This is a genomic window from Paenibacillus sp. EKM206P, from assembly GCF_011066155.1.
Lineage (GTDB): Bacteria > Bacillota > Bacilli > Paenibacillales > Paenibacillaceae > Paenibacillus > Paenibacillus polymyxa_D.
This window is the reverse complement of sequence record NZ_JAAMNQ010000009.1, coordinates 194574-213495: the sequence shown is the minus strand read 5'-3', so window position 1 is coordinate 213495 and position 18922 is coordinate 194574. Positions and strand designations below refer to the sequence as shown.

Here is an 18922-nt window from a genome sequence, read left to right as displayed (position 1 = left end):
GCGTGGCTGAATGCGAAATTCTACATCGTGGATGCGCACCTGAATCCGGTGCCGGTCGGGGTGCTGGGCGAGCTGGTCATCGGCGGAGTCGGAGTGGCGCGCGGGTACTTGAACCGTCCGGAGCTGACGGAAGAGAAGTTCGTAGACAGCCCGTTCGCCGCGGGCGAGCGGTTGTACCGCACGGGAGACTTGGCGCGGTGGATGGAAGACGGCAACGTGGACTTCATCGGCCGGATCGACAACCAGGCGAAAATCCGGGGGTACCGGATTGAGACGGGCGAAGTCGAAGCGAAGCTGCTGAGTGTAGGTGGCGTGAAGGAAGCGGTCGTCGTCGTCAGGGAAGATCAAGAAGGTCAGAAAGCTTTGTGCGCTTATTATACAGCGGAAGATGGCTTGACGGCGGCGGACCTGAAACGGGCGATTGCCAGCGAGCTGCCGGGGTACATGATCCCGTCATACTTCGTGGAGCTGGAGCGCCTGCCTCTGACGCCGAACGGGAAAATCGACCGGAAGGCGTTGCCGGCACCGGAAGGGGGAGCAGGCGGAGGCCGCGAATACGTGGCGCCGCGCACCGAACTGGAGGCGAAGCTGGCCGCCATTTGGCAGGATGTGCTTGTTCGGGAGAAGGCGGTAGGCGTAACGGACAACTTCTTCGACATCGGCGGCCACTCCCTGCGGGCGACGACGCTTGTCAGCAAAATGCATAAGGAGCTAGGCGTTGAATTCCCGCTTCGCGACGTATTCCGCTACTCAACGGTTGAGGAAATGGCCGCGGCTATGGAGCGGCTGGAGATCGGCTCGTTCACAGCTATTCCGGCTGCGGAACCTAGCGAGTATTATTCGCTCTCTTCCGCTCAGAAACGTCTCTATATCTTGAACCAGCTGGAAGGAGCCGAGTTGAGCTACAACATACCGGGAGCTATGCTGCTTGAAGGGGAGCTCGACCGGCAGCGGTTTGAAGAAGCGTTCCGCGGGCTCGTAGCTCGTCATGAGACGCTGCGTACCGGCTTTGAGATGGTAAAAGGCGAAGCGGTTCAGCGGATTTACGAAGAAGCCGCCTTCCAGGTGGAATATGTGCAGATCAGCGGGGAGCAGGCGGAAGAAACGGTGCGCCAATTCGTTCGTCCGTTTGATCTAGCGAAGCCGCCACTTCTGCGGGTAGGCCTTGCCGAACTGGCGCCGGACCGGCACATTCTAATGTTCGATACGCATCATATCGTATCCGACGGCGTTTCGATTGACGTACTGATCGAAGAGTTCGTCCGCTTGTACAGCGGGGAACAGTTGGAGCCGCTCAGCATTCAGTACAAAGATTATGCGGTATGGCAGCAATCGGACAAGCAGAAAGCTCAGCTTGCCAAGCAGGAAGCCTACTGGCTCGACATGTTCCGCGGAGAGCTGCCGGTTTTGGAATTGCCGACGGACTATCCGCGCCCATCTATGCAGAGCTACGAGGGCCGCACGCTGCAATTGTTTATGGATAGCGAGAAAAGCGAGGGTCTGAAACGGCTTGCAGCCGAGAATGGCGCAACGCTTTACATGGTTCTGCTTGCTGGTTATACAATATTATTGCATAAGTATACAGGGCAAGAAGACGTGGTGGTCGGTACGCCGATTGCGGGCAGAAATCACAGCGACGTTCAGCCGCTGATCGGGATGTTCGTCAATACCCTGGCCATCCGCAGTTATCCGGCTGCCGGTAAGACGTTCCTTGACTACTTGAAGGAAATCAAGGAGACGACGCTGGGCGCTTTTGAACATCAGAATTATCCGTTTGAGGAACTGGTGGATAAAGTGAACGTGGCTCGCGATTTATCCCGCAATCCGCTGTTCGATACGATGTTTGCTTTGCAAAATACAGAGAATTTGGAAATGCAGCTTCCCGGACTCCATTTGTCGACGTATGCCAGCGAAGAAATTGTTGCTAAATTCGATCTCAGCTTGGACGTCACGGAGATCGAGGAAGGCTTGGAATATCTGTTTGAATATGCCACTGCTCTTTATAAAACCGAAACGGTGGAGAAATTGGCCGCCCACTACTTGCAGCTGCTTGAATCCATTCTCCGCAACCCGTCGGCGACTATTGCCGACCTGGGCATTTTGACACCGGCGGAAAAAGAGCAAATTCTCAGCGCGTTTAACCCGGCGCAGCCGGAAGCGACTCCGGCGGCCGCGTTCCACCGGCTGTTTGAGGAACAGGCGGAGCGCACGCCGGAAGAGGCGGCCGTCGTGTACGAGAACGACCGGCTGACGTATGCGGAGCTGAACGAGCGGGCGAACCGCTTGGCGGCTACGCTGCGCACAAGCGGCATCGGCCGGGAGACGATCGTCGGCATTCTCGCCGAGCGTTCGGTGGACTTGCTGGTGGCCGTGCTGGCCGTCTGGAAAGCAGGCGGGGCGTATGTGCCGCTCGACCCGGATTATCCGGCGGAGCGCGTGCGGTTCATGCTTGAAGACAGCGGAGCGAAGGTGCTGTTGACGCAAACGCCGTTGCGAGAGCGCGCCGAAGCCTGGCTCGGCGAAGAGGAGCTAGCGCTGGCGGCGGTGCTGTACCTCGACGACGAAGCGTCGTACAGCGACGAGCGGACGAATGCCGACAGCTTCCATGAAGCCCGTCCGGAGGATTTGGCGTATGTGATCTACACGTCGGGAACGACGGGCAAGCCGAAGGGCGTGATGATCGAGCACCGCAGCCTGGTGAACACGGCGGCGGGCTACCGGCGGGAATACCGGTTGGATCAGTTCCCGGTGCGGCTGCTGCAGCTGGCCAGCTTCTCGTTCGACGTGTTCGTGGGAGATATCGCGCGGACGCTGTACAACGGAGGCACGATGGTGATTGTGCCGAAGGACGACCGGATCGATCCGTCTCGTCTGCACTACTGGATTGAGCAGGAGCGGGTCACCATCTTCGAATCGACGCCGGCGCTGATCGTGCCGTTCCTGGAGTACGTGCACGAGCAGCAACTGGATATGAGCTGGATGGAGCTGTTGATCACGAGCTCGGACAGCTGTAGCGTGGCGGATTACCGAACCTTGCAGGAACGCTTCGGCTCGTTGTTCCGGATCATCAACGCATACGGTGTGACGGAAGCGGCAATCGACTCCAGTTTCTACGACGAGGAGCTGACGAAGCTGCCGCAGACAGGCCATGTGCCGATCGGCAAAGCGTGGCTGAATGCGAAATTCTACATCGTGGACGCGTACCTGAACCCGGTGCCGGTGGGGGTGCTGGGCGAGCTGGTTATCGGCGGAGTCGGAGTGGCGCGCGGGTACTTGAACCGTCCGGAGCTGACAGAAGAGAAGTTCGTAGACAGTCCGTTCGCCGCGGGCGAGCGGTTGTACCGCACGGGAGACTTGGCGCGGTGGATGGAGGACGGGAACGTGGACTTCATCGGCCGGATCGATAACCAGGCGAAAATCCGGGGGTACCGGATTGAGACGGGTGAAGTCGAAGCGAAGCTGCTGAGTGTAGGTGGCGTGAAGGAAGCGGTCGTCGTCGTCAGGGAAGATCAAGAAGGTCAGAAAGCTTTGTGCGCTTATTATACAGCGGAAGAAGGCTTGACGGCGGCGGACCTGAAGCGGGCGATTGCCAGCGAGCTGCCGGGGTACATGATCCCGTCGTACTTCGTGGAGCTGGAGCACCTGCCTTTGACGCCGAACGGAAAGATCGATCGGAAGGCGCTGCCGGCACCGGAAGGGGGAGCAGGCGGAGGCCGCGAATATGTGGCGCCGCGCACCGAACTGGAGGCGAAACTGGTCGCCATCTGGCAGGACGTGCTGGGGGCGGTCACGATTGGCGTGACGGACAACTTCTTCGACCTCGGCGGTCACTCCCTTCGGGCGACGACACTGGTCAGCAAGGTGCACAAGGAGCTGAGCGTGGACCTGCCGCTGCGCGATGTGTTCCGGCACTCGACCATCGAAGCGATGGCCGAAGCGATCAGCCAATTGGAGCGGCAGGAACACCTCTCCATTCCGGTTCTGGATAAGAGGGATTACTATCCGCTTTCCTCCGTGCAAAAACGGCTGTACATCCAGCAGCAGATGGAAGGCGCCGAGCTTAGCTACAACATGTCCGGCATGACGGTTCTCGTCGGGCGCTTGGAACGGAATCAATTCGAGGCGGCGCTCAAAGAATTGATAGCTCGTCACGAAATTTTGCGAACCGGCTTCGAAATGGTCGACGGCGAACCGGTACAACGGATTTATCCGGACTTGAAGTTTGCCGTCGAGTATACGAAAGCGACGGAAAGTGAAACGAAGAGCATCGTAGACGGCTTTGTGCGCGTCTTTGATTTGGAGCGGCCGCCGCTGCTGCGTGTGGGCTTAGTCGAATGGGAAGCGGAACGGCAACTGCTCATGCTGGACATTCATCATATCGTCACGGATGGCATGTCGATGGGCATCTTTGTCGAAGAGCTGCTGCGCCTGTATAACGGCGAGACTCTGGAACCGCTTCGGATTCAATACAAGGAATTCGCCGCTTGGCAGCAGTCCGAACCTGTAAAAGAGCGACTGAAACGTCAGGAAGCCTACTGGCTGGACGTGCTGGAAGGCGAACTGCCGACGCTTGAACTGCCTACGGACTTTGTCAGACCTGCCGCTCGCAGCTTTGAGGGAGATGTGCTGCCTTTCAGCATCGACAAGCAGATGACCGACAGCTTGCAGCGCATCGCCGATGAGAACGGCGCCACCCTTTATATGGTGTTATTGGCGGCCTATTCAATCCTGCTCAGCAAGTACTCGGGACAAGAAGACTTCATTGTAGGCATGCCGGTTTCGGGCCGCACACATGCCGACCTAGAGCCGCTCATCGGAATGTTTGTCAACACTTTGGCGATTCGCCATTATCCGTCCGGGGAGAAGACGTTCCTCGCTTACTTGAATGAAGTCAAAGAAACGATGCTGGGGGCCTACGACCACCAGGATTATCCGTTCGAGGAGCTTGTGAAAAAGCTGCAGGCGCCGCGAGATCAAAGCCGCAATCCTGTATTCGATGTCATGTTTGTTCTGGAAACCAAGGAAGATAACGTTCAAAGCTTCGGGGATATCAAGATCGAATCTTATCCGGAAACTCATACGGTTTCCCAATTTGATCTTACCTTGGTCATTTCGTTGCTGGATGAGGGAATGAACGGGCAGTTTGAATATGCTACCAAGTTGTTTACGCGCAATCTGATCGACAATTTCGCTCAGGACCTGCTCGTGATCATCACCCAAATTTGCGAACAGCCTTCGGTGCTGTTGAAGGATATTTCCCTGAACGGGCAATCCGAACAGGAGCAAGATGTGCTAGAGGCCATTGATATTATTTTCTAATCCCTTACCCGGCTTGGGTGTATGCCGTATTTTTCTCGGTACGCATCCTGCCGGGTGTTTTTTTCAAAATGAAAGGGAAAAATCCACCACAGGAATCTGACGTCAAGTGCCGCTGAGTAACGATTTCAATTTACTGGAAAATCGACAAAACACAACAGAAATCCGAAAAACGAAAAGAAGTAATGGCCGATCGTTGCAGACGAGTTTAATCTTTTGACTATGACACCAGAAGAACAACAAAAGGCACACGAAGACTACAGGATAAAAAAGGAAACGTGAAGCTCTTGGAGAAGACTTTTGGTATTATGCCGAAACGTTTTTTTCAGTATTACAATCAGGAGGCTGGAATAGTAATCTACCTTCCATAAGTTCACTATTTAAAGAATTAAGTAAAATCAAGCTATCATTCGAACAAAAAAAGAGAATTAATAAACTAGCTAGAGATATAATGGCTTCATTGAAAGAAGTGAATAATGAATTAGTAAGAGATTTGATAGAAGAATCAGTATATTGAGGAAATGGTTATGAAAATTATATTATCGTAATAGTACAAGTTTCCAACTTTCTTTTTATGGTAATTTATGGTGGTTTCAGACTTTTTATTTTTCGTGTTTATCACGTGCTCTGGCAAACGCAGTAAAATCAACAAATTTGGTTCACGACTTTTTTATCACCTGACACTTCCTGTTCAGAAACATTAATGTAGGTAACTACGATTTAGTGTTGGTAACTCAAGATTATTAAAAACACGGCTGCTTTGGTTTAAATAAATATTATGGTAAAGAAATATTAGAAAATTTAAAGACAGGAGAACATATTTATAAGGATTTAACGTACATATTTTTAGAATTTTATTAAAAAATAAAAATCACAAATACTGGATTTTGGTACACAACTTTATTGTTCGAAGAAAGTGTCATAATTAGTGAGAAAATTTACAGATTGAACGAGAAAAATTATCATAATTGATGTTCGAAGAAAATAAAGTTGTAGACTGGAGTTGCTGATTTTACGCGATTGTCCATTTCAAAGGTCGTCAGCTTTTGAGAAATATGTTTTAGACTGATCCGACAAATGCAACCGCGGCAGATAAGGACGCGAAAATAAAATCCTAGACTGGCCGCTGTTGTGGTCAACATTCAACTATCGTGTCCTGTTACCCTAATAACTCTGCAGTTTGTAAGAAAGCGTCTAGCCGCTCCTTTTGAAGAAGATGATGACGGTAATGCATCTCCACCATCGTGAACCATTCGACCGCGTTTAACGCGCCGAAGGCTACGGCCGGATGAGTCGCCTTTCGCTGCAGCCGCTCTGGGTCTATGTTCTGTAGCGATGCCCCAATCTCATGCATGCGGCGCCCTGCTTCCTCCAGCTTGGCGACAAGCTGCTCCTTGCTCTCTGGCGAGGAGGCGTATATTGCAAGTCGGCCGGTACCTGAATGCGAACCGGTGGGAAGCTCCCTTGCTCAAACACGGCATGGCCGCCCTCCTCGCTGCCGCCACCGAGCGCCATGTACTGCTCCGCAAGACGGAGCTGCAAGTTCAGCGTGGAATGAGGCAGATGCAGGTACATTTGCCCAAGCGACCATTCGAGGGTTCAAGAAAAAAGCATATTCGTAGTTTATATCTTTAATACTTTATTTCCCAGTCTAAGACTATATTTTCTAATTACACCGGCCGCCTTCGCTAGCGCGCCGATCGCAAAGCTGGACTTCATTCCGGAGCGCAACTGCAGCCGCGCATGCGGGCCACACGTCGCCAGTCTATAACTTTATTATTCAGTCTAGTTCTTTATTGTTTAGTTTAAAACCTTATTATTCGCTAACAATTGACAATGAAGAAGTAGTACAACTTCTTATTATTTGTATAAATACGCATTTTTAGAGTTGCGTATATTCTCATAAAATTCGAAAAATTAGGGTGGACCGAATAACTTCGAGTCAATGAGTTCTCACTAATTATGAAAATGATCGTTGAATTATCATCAGCAGATTGCAAAGCCGTTTTGGGGTAGCTAAACCAGACCCTATATCGAAACCTAAAACCAAACGGCGACTTTTCCCTGGAATCCACTGGAGAGAAGTCGCCGTATTTGTTATGGAACGTTTTTTTAGTTTTAAAAATGAGATTAATCTATTGTTCTTTATTTCTGATTAGCACGTTGTGAGAGCCACTCTTTTTTCAGTAATGCATATTGATACGTATTCTCGTATTTCGGCGTGCCGTCTTCATATTTAACAAATGAAACGAATTCCATGAAGCAGCCTTCCTGGCGAAAGCCCAGTTTTTCACACAGCTTTTGGGAACGGAAGTTATCGTCCTCGACATAGGCGTACAGTCTTCTTACTTCCTGTTGCGTAAAGAGATATTCTATGAAGGCGTTGGCGCTCTCACTTGCGTACCCTTTCCCTTCAAATCTGGCATTAAAATTCCATCCAATACCATATGTATCCGAATCTCGTTCTTCCTTCATACCGAACAGCTCTCCAATCAGTTCGTTGCTGTCTTTCAGGCAGACCGCGATATGGGAGTCGTCACTGCTTCTTTTTTCGACCTCCAATGTAGCTTCCTCCAACGTCGAAATCTGGTGGTCCATAAAGCAGTTAACTCTTGGATTAGCTGTATACTCCAACAATCCGGCAGCGTCGGTTGCGATAAAATTCCGCAGGATCAATCGGTTGGTTTCAAGTGTTTGCATGAATATACCTCCAGTTGTTATTTAAATAGATGGCTTCATTCTGTAAGATCCTTTTATTCTATCAGAAACCGCTTTTCAATCGTAAACAACTGTCAGCGGACAATAAAGTTGCGTACTAAATATTAATGAAACATAATAAAAGACACTTTTAGTAAAATTAAAAGCCTGATGAACAAGTGTCATCAGGCTTTGTTAAAATCAGGACGGCTGCTTTGGTTTAAATAATAGAGAGCGATATTATGGTAAAGAAATATTAGAAAAGTTAAAGACAGGAGAACATATTGATAAGGATTAATTTGGAGAGACCATATATTATTTGTCTGTCACATGCTAACATCACTAAATGGCAAAATCGTTGGATATTTCTTAGAAGAGAATCGAACGGCATATTTTACTAAAAAATACAAGGGAATTCATGATCGTTACGAATGCCAAGCATGGATTTGCGGCAGGATTACCATGGAGAAACATTTCACTTTTGGAAAAAAATAAATTTAGATCAAGACAACACTCCGACGATCCCTAGAACAGATTACGTAGCGAATCCCAATGCTAAAACCTATGCAGTTGCAGTAGATCCTTTTAGGAAATTAGATGGACAAAAAACATCATTTCTAATGATGATGATCGATTCGGTCATCATATTATAGAAGTACTTTCCGAACAAGCATCGGATGCTCATTTAGCTCATTTGAAAAAGCTAGGTAACTCTTATGTTTTTGGAGGAAAAGAAAGTTTGAATTTCACTGTTGAAGGTTTAATTGATGAGATTAGTTTAGTTTAGTTTTAGTCCCGATAGTAGATGGTGCTTCTAACTCTTTGACGCTATTTGAAACGAGTGCTCATCTTCAAAAAACTAAGCCAGTAAATTTCTTTTTAAAGAGCGTAGAAAAACTGGACGATGGTGGGCTATGGATGAAGTAGGTGATAAATCCTTAAATAGGACTTGAGGCCATCAACTGTCCTCTTATTTGCTATGTTCAAGTTGGAGTGGCAGCCCTGATAGGCTGCCATTATTTTTCGTCCTTGGCTGTCGCTGTTATAACCCCTTGTTTTTCAAAAATGCCGACTTCACGGTAACCCATTTTCGATACAGCATCTGACCGTCTTCAAACTAAAAGGCATGAGCCCGGTACAATACCGAACTCATGCCCAACTGGTTGCATAAAAATATTTGTCTAACTTTAAGGGGGCACTTCATACAGGGCTGCTTTTATACTATGGGCTAATTGCTCGTGTATTTTACCCAATCATATTCAGCGTATAGCGGATTCGCTCCATTATACGAACCTAGCCAGTCGTCAACGCCAGTGCCATTCCATAAATTCATCATAATCTTGCCTGGCGTGCTTGGTATGTTTGTAGTTGCCGTATGCTTTAGAACCCCGTCAACATACCACTTAATGTATCCTGGCTGCCAATCGAAAGCATAGGTGTGAAAGCCTCTTGATGCATCAAAGCCCAGATCAACAACCTTCTCGTGACCACCGACACCGTTTGTATAATAGTTGAATTGCACTTTTGTCGTGTCTTTGCCTAAAAATTCAATATCTATTTCATCCCATTGCGTGCCATCAGTAGGCCCCGTATACGTAAAAAAGGAAGATACGATCCCTGTATTTTTAGCAGGCTTCATACTGACCTCGTATAAGCCGTATCTGTAAGTGTTCGTCGATCGATACTCTCCGCAGTCAAACTTATTGTACGCAGAACTCGTTAAGCCAAGCTTCATTTTGCCATCGTTCGTAAAATTAACATTATTGGCACGCCAAGTGCAATTAAACATGTTCCCATTGGAATATCCATCCGCCTTTTGCCATGCCCCCGAATTGAAACCATTAAGTGGTTCCCAAAAAACATTCCCCGCATAAACGCTTACCGAAAAAAACAGAGAGACAATACCCGTGACCATTAAAGTGAACCAAGACTTCTTCTTCATTTTACACCTCCATAAAAGATTGACCAAACATGAAAGAAATGGCTGGTAATGATACATTATTTCAAGTATTGGCCATCTTACCGGACAAATATAAAACGCTTCCATATTTGGCACCTTTATTGTAGCTTGATATTGAGTCGTCCACAATAGCAAACTTAACGCTTGAGACATAATTTGAAAAAAACTAAATTTTATCAAGTTGTGGTTTAAAAATGTAAGTTATACAATTAGTTGCAATATATGCAAATAAACGTTATAATTTTCCATTAAGGGGGGTGATTTTGCTATAGAATAGACTCAGGAAGCGGATCCACTACATGTTTATACCATTTTATTCTTTTAGCATAATAGTCAATTAATTTTTGAAGAGGAGGCCTTTCTTTGAAAAAATTAGGTATGGTATGTAAAATAGCTCTGATACTTGTATTCTTATTGCCTTTAACACCGGTCTTTGGCCAACATATAGATGCATGGTCAGGTATGCCTATGGGAAAGCTCCATGTCAGGGGCAATCAATTGGTGAACAGCAGTGGAAAACCTGTTGTTTTAAGTGGCTGGCATCAGCCGTCGGGGGCATACTGGACCTATCAAAACAGTAATTATTATCTCAATTTAAATGGTAACAATCGTCATGCAGCAATTTTGGCTTATTTGAAGGATATCACTGACACCTTTGCAGACACCAGACCGAAGTATGGAAGCAACCACGGCTGGTATATGAATCAGGTCCGATTGTTTATTGACCGCCAGGATATGGGAGATGTGGCCGCAGGGTCATACAATTTCTCAGGTTTACAAGCAGCTACACAAAATGTGATTATTCCATACATCAATTATGCGAAAACAAAGGGCATTTATGTTACCCTTGGTCTTGATTTCACTTTGGCTAACGACCAGGCTACAACACAATCCAATCTGGACAAATTCAATCAAATATGGGGGTATCTTGCCTCACAGCCGGCTATTAATAGCGCGGATAACGTCATGTTTGAACTGATCAACGAGCCTATTAAGTCATATGCGAATGGGCATTGGGGAGGCTATCCTGGCGAAAATGATTTTGTTGACCATTGGAATGATCTGAGAAGATTCCAAAACTCTATCATTTCCACGATTCGAAGTAAAGGAGCGAATAATGTCATCTGGGCTGCAGGGCTTGGATACAACCAATTTTACAGCCCGGCGGCAAAACACCCGTTGACCGACCCCTTAAACAACTACGGCTATGCTGTCCACTGGTATCCGGGCTACGGAGCGCATGATAACAAGGACAAGCTACAATCGCAATGGGATTCCAACATTAAGGCGGCAGCTCAAGCCTATCCAATAAATATCACAGAATTTACCTGGTTCAAAACACAGCCCGGCGATTCGGAGTACTGGAATTTGTTTAACGGCTCTAATAATGGATTTGGGCAAAACACGAAGTCCATTTTTACAGCAGCCGGTAATGTCAGCATGACCGCACACATGAATGGCTTTCTGCTGGAAGCTGGAGCAAGGAGTTCATTTGCGGACCCAACAGCCGGGTTAAAGTGGGATGGCGATAACCGACGTCAGGCGATGGCACGCTTCTTGTTTGACTGGTACTATGAGCGTGCACGGACCTATCCGAGAGCACTACTCCAGAACAGTGAATCAGCAACGGATGATGTGCCTGTGGCTGCACCGACCGATGTGCTTACAGATACATACATTAATGCACCGACGGACGCACAATCAGAATGATGTTAATACTTTCAGCTACCGACAGCCTTTCCAATTGGATAGGCTGTCGTATTATCTTATAGAAATGACTAGTGTAAGATTGACGGCCATTATGAGGCCTTCCGTTATGTAAAGTTGTTGAAATGATGGGGAGAGAGTATAGTTTGTATGTATTTATTTTGTACGGGAAGAGGTTCATATGGCGACAATTCATGATGTAGCATTAAAAGCGGGCGTGTCGGTCACTACCGTATCCCGTGTAATGAATAACCGGGGATATATCAGCGAAACTACACGCAAAAAAGTGTTCGACGCAATGGAGGAACTTAATTATCAACCAAATGAAATAGCACGATCTCTGCTACGTAAGCAGTCCAATATTATTGGCCTTATTATTCCCAATGTCTCGCATCCTTTCTTCAGTGAGCTTGCCAATCAGGTTGAGTATTACGCCTATCAGCATGGCTGCAAGGTCCTGCTGTGCAATTCACATATGGATCCCGTGAAAGAGAAAGTGTATATTGATATGTTGAAGCGGAACCGGGTGGATGGCATCATTATGGGTAGCCATACATTAGAAGTAGAAGAGTACCGACATTTGAATTCACCGATCGTGACGTTTGATAGGCAGATTGACCCGTATATTCCTTACATATCCTCGGATAATTATCGCGGAGGCGAGCTGGCTACGGAGCTGCTCATTCGCAAAGGCTGCCGGAAAATTGCCCATATCTGCGGAAATCTGGAGCTGAACATGCTGTCCAATGAGCGGACCAAAGCATTCCGGGATGTGGTGGGTAAGCATAATGTCCAGCATGTGATTGTTCAAACGGACTTGAATGTGTTCGACCAGAAGGAGTACGAGCGGATCATTTCAAAACTCGTTTATGAACATCCAGATGTGGATGGGGTGTTCGCAACAAGTGATATTATTGCTGCTTTTGCGCTGAAGGAATATATTCGCGCTGGAAGGCATGTGCCAGAGAATGTGCGTATTGTAGGCTTCGATGATGTAAGCGTTGCTTCCTGGCTGACGCCAGAACTTACATCGGTAAGACAGCCGATTGCAGAGATCGGCAGGCTGGCGGTCGAGCTGATCCGCAGGCAGGCGGAGGGGGAGCAGGTACAACCTGTCAATCTGTTGCCTGTTGAACTAATTGAGCGTGCAACGACCTGAATGAAAATCTGTTCCTCTAACAAGGGGAACAGATTTTTTTTAGTACATGCTAAGGGAATAACATGTCAAACGATTGACACAGGTTAAACCTTTGACATATAATCCGTTTGTAAGCGTTTTATTTAAGTGTTCAGAGCCATTATATAAATAAGGGGATGACAACAGTGAGTAAATTCAAAAGAGTTCAATGGATGGTAATGCTGCTTCTTTTAGTTATGGTGGTGTCTGCATGTGGTGGCTCCGGTGGAGAAGGTAATTCGGCTTCTGGAGGGGGATCAGGGGATTCGAAAAATGTGAAGATTACGCTTTTGAACTCCAAAGGCGAAATCCTTCCACAGCTGGAGGAAGCCGCTAAGGCCTTCCAGAAAGACAATCCGGGTATTACTGTTGAAATCCAGCCGGTTCCGACTGGTGGGTCGCCTTTTGAGCGTGCCTCCGCTTTGTACGCATCCGGAAACCCGCCGACCATGATCATGCTAGATACAGGTGATGTGGAGAAGTTCAAGGACCGTATCCTCGATCTGAGCGGAGAAAAGTGGAATAAGGACACAGTTGAAAACGCTACCACAGCTACGACGGTTGACGGCAAAAATTACGCGTTTCCGCTGGCTGTTGAAGGCTACGGATTCATTTACAACAAAGCCGTTGTAGATAAAGCGGTAGGCGGAAGCTTTGATCCTACCACAATTAAAACCCGAAATGACCTTGAAAAACTGTTTCAGCAAATTGAGGCATCTGGTAAGAAAGCATTGGTGATTTCACCAATGGACTGGTCTCTGGGCGCTCATTATTTGCCTCTTGCTTATGCAGGCCAGAACAAAGACATGGCTGAAGTGGACAAATTCATGGCGTCACTAAAAACGGGCCAGGCTAGCTTGGCTAATAATCCTGTATTTAACGGACTTATGGATACATTCGACCTCATGATGAAATACAACATCGATCAGGCTTCTCCGCTAGCAGGAGCTTATGAACGCGGACCGGAGCTGCTCGGCAAAGGTGAAGTTGGCATTTGGTTCATGGGCAACTGGGCATGGCCGCAAATCAACAGTTTTGATACGGCTAACAAAGAATATGGTTTCTTGCCTGTACCCATCAGTAACAATGCCGATGACTACGGCAATCAGGAGATTTCGTCCGCTGTATCCAAGCGCATTGTTATTGACAAGGAGAAGACTACTCCGGAACAGCAAGATGCGGCGAAGAAGTTCCTGAACTGGATCGTATATGATGAGAAAGGCCAGGATTTCCTCGTGAACCAAGCGAACATTATCCCGGCGTTCAAAAATATTACACTGCCTGCGGCCGACCCGCTTGGCAAGTCCATCCAGGATTATATTGCAAAAGGCAAGTCAGAGCAGTCGATGAGCATGCTGCCTGCGGACCACTGGTCTAAGACAGGATCTTCCATGCAAAAGTATCTGGCGAAACAGGGAGATCGTGCAACACTGGTTAAAGAAATCGAAAACTACTGGAAAACCGTTAAATAAGGTTGTTTTCAAATTACCTGGAATAGAGAGAGAAACCCGAAACAAAGGAAGGGATCATCATGATTACGGAAAAAGGAGTATGGAACCGGCTGCGGACGCGGCTACTGTTTACGGGCCCAACCTTGTTTGCCTTCATAACGGTAATGATTATTCCATTTTTGTATGGCATCTATCTGACGTTCACAAACTGGGATGGTATTTCCACCACACTATCGCTGGTAGGCATCCAAAACTATCTGGCTGTTTTTAGAGATATCGAGTTTTGGAAGTCATTCGGCTTGACGCTCAAGTATGTGTTTTATACCGTTGTTCTTATCAATGTGATCGCTTTTATGCTGGCTTATGTGCTGACTAAAGGGTTAAAAGGGCAGAGTATTTTCCGGGCAGGATTTTTCCTGCCCAACCTTGTCGGGGGCATCGTACTCGGTTTTATCTGGCAGTTTATATTCAACAACGTGCTTGTCTATTTGGGACAACATGCCAGTATACAGTCGCTCAGCACGACTTGGCTGGCTGATCCCGACAAAGCGTTCTGGGCACTCGTGATTGTAACGGTGTGGCAGAACGCGGGTTACATGATGGTCATTTACATCGCGGGATTGACGGGTGTGCCGAATGATATTATGGAGGCCGCAAGCATTGATGGGGCAAACAGCTGGACCAGACTGCGGAAAATGGTATTGCCCTTGATGGTTCCTTCTTTCATCGTATGTATATTTTTGTCCCTGCAACGCGGATTTATGGTCTATGACGTGAACCTTGCGCTCACGAAAGGTGGGCCGTTCAGCAGTACTCAAATGGTGTCGATGCATGTGTATGAAAAGGCATTCCTTTCCCGTGATTATGGTGTGGGGCAAGCAGAAGCATTCGTGTTGTTCCTGATGGTTGCTCTCATCACTCTGCTTCAGGTTTATTTTAGTAAGAAGTTGGAGGTGGAGGCGTAATGACAAGAAAAAGAGTTGCTTCCTCCGTAATCAAATTCATTGTGCTGACAGTCATACTCATATTGTTCATCGTACCGTTCGTCTTTCTGCTGATCAATTCGTTCAAAGAAAACATGGCCATCACCTCGAATCCGTTATCGCTTCCAGAGAGCTTCAGTATGGTCAATTATATGAATGCATTTGATAAAATGAATTACATCGCTGCCTTCACCAACTCATTGGTCATAACGGTGTTAAGTGTTCTGTTTATCTCACTGTTCGCGGCGATGACGGCTCATTATTTTGTCAGAAACAACACCAAGTTCAACCAATATACATTTATGCTGATGGTTGCATCCATGATCATTCCATTCCAGGCTATCATGATTCCATTGGTGAAAATCTACGGGTCACTTGATCTGCTGAACAGTAAGTGGTCGCTGATTTATATGTATATCGGTTTTGGTAGCTCGCTGGCCGTCTTCATTTATCATGGTTTCGTAAAGAGTATTCCAAAAGAACTGGAGGAAGCGGCGCTAATTGACGGCTGCACGCGGGTTCAAACATTCTTCCGGATCGTGTTTCCGGTACTGATGCCCACGACTGCCACCATTTCCATTCTCAATGTGCTGTGGATCTGGAATGATTTTCTGCTGCCTTCCCTCATTCTGGTCGATCCGGAGCAAAGGACACTTCCGTTGTCCACGTATAACTTTTATGGAACCTATACAGTGGATTATGGTCCATTGATGGCAAGTTTGGTACTGACGATATTTCCGATCATTATCATCTATCTGTTCGCCCAGAAGTATATTATTCAGGGTGTTATGCAAGGTTCGATTAAATAATTGTAGGAGTAGGATGCCTTATCAAACAGACTAGAACGTATACGAGAGAGCGTGCAGATCAATTTATTTCCCAATCGAAGCATATGCTTCGGCCGGATTATCGGCTGAACTACCATTTAATGGCTGAATTCGGCTGGATGAATGATCCGAACGGCTTCATTCAATATAACGGGCAGTATCACTTGTTCTATCAACATTACCCGTATAAATCAGTATGGGGACCGATGCACTGGGGACATGCAGTCAGCCGCGATCTTATGAAGTGGGATTATCTACCGGTCGCTTTGGCACCGGACGGCGAGTTCGACCAGGATGGCTGCTTCTCTGGCAGTGCGATAGAGCAGGACGGGAAGCTTGTCCTGATGTATACCGGACATGTTGTAACCGGGCCTGACAAGGATCAGGATTACAAGCAGTCACAAGGGATTGCAGTATCGGAGGACGGGGTGACATTCGAAAAGTGGGAGGGCAATCCGGTCATCGGTTATGACGCCGTACCGGACACGATCAGCCGTAAAGACTTCCGTGACCCTAAGGTGTTCAGGCACGAAGATCAATATTACGCCGTTCTTGGTTCTAATGATGCCCAAGGGAACGGACTTGTACTGCTTTATCGTTCTGAAGACCTGAAAAGCTGGACGTATGTCAATGTACTAGCCGTGAGTGACGGACGTTTCGGCGATAATTGGGAGTGTCCGGATTTGTTCCCGCTTGGCGGTCGGCACGTATTTATGCTGTCTCCACAGCGCATGCCTGCTCAGGGAGAAGCATACCGCAATCTGCATTCCACCATGTACGGTATAGGTGATTTCAATGCGGAGGCTGGAACATTTACGGCAGAGCGGTATGCTCAGGTAGATCACGGATTCGATTTCTATGCCCCGCAGTCAACCTTGGATGATAAAGGGCGGCGAATCGTCATCGGATGGATGGATATGTGGGAGTCGGAGATGCCGACCCAGCAAGGGCACCATTGGGCGGGTGCAATGAGTCTTCCGCGGGAAGCGGTTATCGACCACGACAGATTGCTGTTCCGTCCGCTTGAAGAGGTGGAAAATTACCGATCCAATCTGTTCGAACAGCGGGATATCTTGCTGACAGGCGAGCAGATCATGGAAACGTTCGGAGATAGCTACGAACTGAAGGCGGTATTTGAGTTCGAAGCCAGTAACACCAATGAATTCGGCTTGAAGCTGCGAGTGGGCGACGAAGAGGAGACTGTACTCTCGTATCGTCCCGATGACGGTCTGTTCCGTTTTAACCGTGAGCGTGCAGGTATAGGCCCGGGCGGAGAGAGAAGAGTGCCTTTAAACTTAAACGAGGGCCGTCTGGAGCTTCGGATTTTTGTCGATAAAAGCTCGGTGGAAATATTCATCGGCGACGGTGAATACGTCCTCACAGGAAGAGTGTATCCGGGAGCAGAATCTACAGGCATTCGAGCGTTCACGAGCGGAAAGTGTACGATGGCTTCGTTTCAGAAGTGGGATATCTCCACATAGAAATGCATGATAAACAGGAACCCGACCCTTGATGGTCAGGGCTCCTGTTTTTTTGTAGAATTGTAATCGTGTGATTTACACAAGCTTATTTTGAAGATAGGCATCAATTTTTGCGAGGGCTTCTTCTGTACCGCCAGATTGCTGGAAGCTATCATTTATTTTTTGTACGCCCTCTTTATACGTTGCGTTCGACAGTACCTCATGTACGGCATCTCTTAACGATTGTACATTGATGTGGTCTTTGGTTATTCGATAGCCAGCTTGAAGTTCTGTTAACCGCTGCGCGACCATGGGCTGATCCTTGTCCTGCGGCAGTACAACCAAGGGTACGTTAAAGTGAATTCCTTCATTTACACTATTCATTCCACCATGAGTAATAAACACATCTGAATGACGTAATACCTCCAATTGGGGAACATAGGGCGAGATGATAAAGTGCTCTGGCGCCGGATTGATTTTCGTAAAGTCAGCTTTCTCGCCAGCTGCAATCACGACGATACCTTCAAAATCGGAAAAAGCTTCAATACAGGTGTTAAAAAAGTCTTCAGTATGGTCCAGAACAGTTCCCATCGAAATATACAAAACCTTTTTATCCTCTAGTCTGTCCAGTGGAAATGAATTTTCCCCTTTACGTTCTGGAAAGCTGGGACCAATAAAGAGATTCTCGTCACCATACTGTTCACCGTCTGGTTGGAAATATCGACTGGTATATACAACATTCAAAGCCCCTGTATTGCTCATAAATTGAACCATATTTTCGGGAGCAACACCGAACCTTTCTTTCATGAGCTGCAGTGAGGTCGTGGCATGTTCATCAAGTTGAAACGGCTCTTTTTCATTAAAGCGAAAGAGATTGGTAGCCATCCGATTCTGTGAAATCAGAAAAGATGGGGAGGAAGCAATACCAGGGATTTTCAAATAGTCTCTAACTAACTCGCCAGCTCCGAATCTATCATAGAATACAAAGTCAAAATCAATGCTTTTAGACAGTTGCTGAGTAATTGCTAATATGTCCAGCGAAGTCTGAATATGAATTTTCATAAATGCACTCAACCCATCCGGAGTATTGGAATCAATAGAAGCGGTCCTGACCAGATCAGAATGCAGGTGAACCTTCGCTCCAACTGCTTCGAGTCTGTCCTTGTATTTCTCAGTTGTAATGTAATGTACTTGGTCCCCTCGTGCTGCAAAGGCTTGCGTCATCCCAATCGTAGGGTTCACATGTCCTTCTGCCGGAAAGTTAACCATTAATATGTTTAACATTCATCATTACTCCTTTTCTCTACAATTAAGATTGCAGTTTTCACTGAATCTCTCAATCCA

Annotated in this window: 10 protein-coding genes and 1 pseudogene; 7 read left to right on the top strand and 4 right to left on the bottom strand. The window is 47.3% G+C overall.

What is annotated here, in order from left to right; translation table 11 throughout:
* Positions 1-5319: amino acid adenylation domain-containing protein (locus tag G9G53_RS18615; RefSeq protein ID WP_165149537.1), on the top strand; the 5319-nt coding region annotated here is incomplete at its 5' end.
* A 1156-nt stretch (positions 5320-6475) separates the two neighbouring features.
* On the opposite strand, the pseudogene G9G53_RS26930 reads toward G9G53_RS18615, so the two are convergent.
* From G9G53_RS26930 to bglS, 3 genes and pseudogenes are all read right to left on the bottom strand, one after another.
* Positions 6476-6909: pseudogene (locus tag G9G53_RS26930) on the bottom strand (DinB family protein); the annotation flags it as partial.
* Between the two features lie 552 nt (positions 6910-7461).
* Positions 7462-8016: a GNAT family N-acetyltransferase gene (locus G9G53_RS18605; RefSeq protein WP_165149533.1), complete on the bottom strand. Its 555-nt coding sequence runs from the start codon at positions 8014-8016 to the stop codon at positions 7462-7464.
* A 1225-nt stretch (positions 8017-9241) separates the two neighbouring features.
* On the bottom strand, positions 9242-9955 hold the full coding sequence (bglS, locus tag G9G53_RS18600) for a beta-glucanase (protein ID WP_029519363.1): 714 nt from the start codon (positions 9953-9955) through the stop codon (positions 9242-9244).
* A 381-nt stretch (positions 9956-10336) separates the two neighbouring features.
* Here bglS and G9G53_RS18595 point away from each other — a divergent pair, with 381 nt between their 5' ends.
* The 6 genes from G9G53_RS18595 to G9G53_RS18570 all read left to right on the top strand — a co-directional run bounded on the left by G9G53_RS18595 (position 10337) and on the right by G9G53_RS18570 (position 17599).
* Positions 10337-11683 carry a cellulase family glycosylhydrolase gene (locus G9G53_RS18595; protein WP_165149531.1) on the top strand — a complete coding sequence of 449 codons (1347 nt, stop codon included), beginning with the start codon at positions 10337-10339 and terminating at the stop codon, positions 11681-11683.
* A 178-nt stretch (positions 11684-11861) separates the two neighbouring features.
* A complete protein-coding gene (locus G9G53_RS18590; protein WP_069011602.1) occupies positions 11862-12839 on the top strand; it encodes a LacI family DNA-binding transcriptional regulator in 978 nt (325 codons plus the stop codon).
* A 164-nt stretch (positions 12840-13003) separates the two neighbouring features.
* Entirely contained in the window at positions 13004-14329 is a 1326-nt protein-coding gene (locus G9G53_RS18585) for an ABC transporter substrate-binding protein (protein ID WP_029519359.1), read from the top strand.
* A 59-nt stretch (positions 14330-14388) separates the two neighbouring features.
* Positions 14389-15273, top strand: coding sequence for a carbohydrate ABC transporter permease (locus G9G53_RS18580; protein ID WP_029519358.1), 885 nt, complete (start codon positions 14389-14391; stop codon positions 15271-15273).
* A complete protein-coding gene (locus G9G53_RS18575) occupies positions 15273-16100 on the top strand; it encodes a carbohydrate ABC transporter permease (protein WP_029519357.1) in 828 nt (275 codons plus the stop codon). Before G9G53_RS18580 ends, G9G53_RS18575 begins: the two co-directional genes overlap by 1 nt.
* A gap of 83 nt (positions 16101-16183) precedes the next feature.
* Positions 16184-17599 carry a glycoside hydrolase family 32 protein gene (locus G9G53_RS18570; RefSeq protein WP_165149528.1) on the top strand — a complete coding sequence of 472 codons (1416 nt, stop codon included), beginning with the start codon at positions 16184-16186 and terminating at the stop codon, positions 17597-17599.
* Positions 17600-17674: 75 nt separating this feature from the next.
* Here the strand turns inward: G9G53_RS18570 and G9G53_RS18565 are convergent, their stop codons facing one another.
* Positions 17675-18862 carry a macrolide family glycosyltransferase gene (locus G9G53_RS18565; RefSeq protein WP_029519354.1) on the bottom strand — a complete coding sequence of 396 codons (1188 nt, stop codon included), beginning with the start codon at positions 18860-18862 and terminating at the stop codon, positions 17675-17677.
* Positions 18863-18922: the final 60 nt, after the last annotated feature.

What these genes read in the sequence shown, in the direction of transcription:
- G9G53_RS18575 (WP_029519357.1), top strand. Translation starts at nt 15,273, where the DNA reads ATGACAAGAAAAAGAGTTGCTTCCTCCGTAATCAAATTCATTGTGCTG.
- G9G53_RS18580 (WP_029519358.1), top strand. Translation starts at nt 14,389, where the DNA reads ATGATTACGGAAAAAGGAGTATGGAACCGGCTGCGGACGCGGCTACTG.
- G9G53_RS18570 (WP_165149528.1), top strand. Translation starts at nt 16,184, where the DNA reads ATGCTTCGGCCGGATTATCGGCTGAACTACCATTTAATGGCTGAATTC.
- G9G53_RS18590 (WP_069011602.1), top strand. Translation starts at nt 11,862, where the DNA reads ATGGCGACAATTCATGATGTAGCATTAAAAGCGGGCGTGTCGGTCACT.
- G9G53_RS18605 (WP_165149533.1), bottom strand. Translation starts at nt 8,016, where the DNA reads ATGCAAACACTTGAAACCAACCGATTGATCCTGCGGAATTTTATCGCA.
- G9G53_RS18565 (WP_029519354.1), bottom strand. Translation starts at nt 18,862, where the DNA reads ATGTTAAACATATTAATGGTTAACTTTCCGGCAGAAGGACATGTGAAC.
- bglS (WP_029519363.1), bottom strand. Translation starts at nt 9,955, where the DNA reads ATGAAGAAGAAGTCTTGGTTCACTTTAATGGTCACGGGTATTGTCTCT.